2 protein-coding genes are annotated in these 1415 nt (G+C 46.1%); both read right to left on the reverse strand.

Annotated features, from left to right (window positions below; all coding sequences use genetic code 11):
- Window positions 1-722 (reverse strand): tetratricopeptide repeat protein (locus ACTHS3_RS13035; protein WP_440368131.1); only part of this gene is annotated, 722 nt, incomplete at its 3' end.
- A gap of 91 nt (window positions 723-813) precedes the next feature.
- A complete protein-coding gene (locus tag ACTHS3_RS13040; RefSeq protein WP_070606070.1) occupies window positions 814-1302 on the reverse strand; it encodes a group II truncated hemoglobin in 489 nt (162 codons plus the stop codon).
- Window positions 1303-1415: the final 113 nt, after the last annotated feature.

Below are 1415 nucleotides of genomic sequence, written 5' to 3' on the forward strand. Positions count from 1 at the left end.
TTAAACCATTCTTTAGCAACTATTTTACTTTGACGTACACCTTGCCCTTTTAGATACATTACACCTAAATTGTATTGTGCAATGATATTTCCCTGAGCTGCCGCTTTGCGATACCATTTAAATGCCTGTGCATAATCTTGGTGAATACCTTGCCCATTAGCATACTTCGTACCTAAATTATTTTGAGCTTCGGCACCCCCCTGTTCCGCCGCCTTACGAAACCATTTGACCGCTTCAACATGGTCTTCCCGAACACCTTGCCCTTTTTCATACATCGAACCTAAATTGTTTTGTGATGAAGCATTTCCCTGTTCTGCCGCCTTACGAAACCATTTGACTGCTTCTGCATAGTTTTGGCGGACTCCTTGTCCTTCCTTATACTTCACACCCAAAATGTTTTGGGCTTCTACATAACCCTGTTCTGCTGCTTTGCGATACCATTTAACAGCCTCAACATAGTCTTGACGGACACCCAGTCCATAGGAATACATTCCGCCCAAATTGTGTTGTGCAGCGCCATACTTCTGTTCTGCTGCCTTGCGATACCATTTAACCGCTTCAGCATAGTCTTTACGGACACCTTGTCCGTTACGATACATCTGACCAAGATTGTATTGGGCAGCAACAACTCCTTGTTCTGCCGCCCGCAAGGTTTCCTGAAAATTAGGGACATTATCCGCCCACACTAGTTGGCTGAAACTCAAGGCAATCATGCCCAACATTATTCTTTTAAAGCACTTATTCATTTTAAAACCTATTACTTTTTACTTTTAAATTATTGTTCCTGTTTTATCCAAGAAGTTTCAGACGGACTTAACTAGTGAATTCCTTAAAAAAGCTATTCACACCATAGCTACTCAAAATCTGCTGCAATTCCGGTGCGCGCACCCAAGGATCGACCGCCATCGGCGGCATAGGTGGTTCGATACCGTCTTCGTTTTGGTTACGGCACCAATCTGCCATGGCAAAAACTTGGATTAAAACCGGCTCGGCAAGTGCTTTGTCGATGTCCAGTTCGCTCATGGCTTGGGCAAAGCAGGCTATCCATTCGTTGCGGACTTGTACGTTGACGGCAAAAGGCATATGGCGGGCGCGCAGTTGGGGATGGCCGTATTTTTCGACAAAGAGTTGCGGGCCACCGAGCCAGCCGCTGAAAAATTCGTAGAGCTTTTCGCGTATCAGGGTCATGTCTTCGCCGTGCATTTGGCGCAAGGCTTGGTATTTCGGCTCAAGTTCCATCAAGTCGTAGAAACGGTCGGTCAGGGTGCGGATGCCGGTTGCGCCGCCAAAAGATTGGTACATGTTTGGGGACTTTCTGTGTGGATTATTGCGGGATTTATTTTGAGACGTAGGATTCAGGCAAGCATGCTTACCTTACATAATGGCCGTCTGAAAGTTTCAGACGGCCTTTGGAG

Source organism: Neisseria sp. P0009.S007 (assembly GCF_051962515.1).

Excerpts from the sequence above, each read along its gene's own strand:
- ACTHS3_RS13040 (WP_070606070.1), bottom strand. The coding sequence starts at position 1,302 with ATGTACCAATCTTTTGGCGGCGCAACCGGCATCCGCACCCTGACCGAC.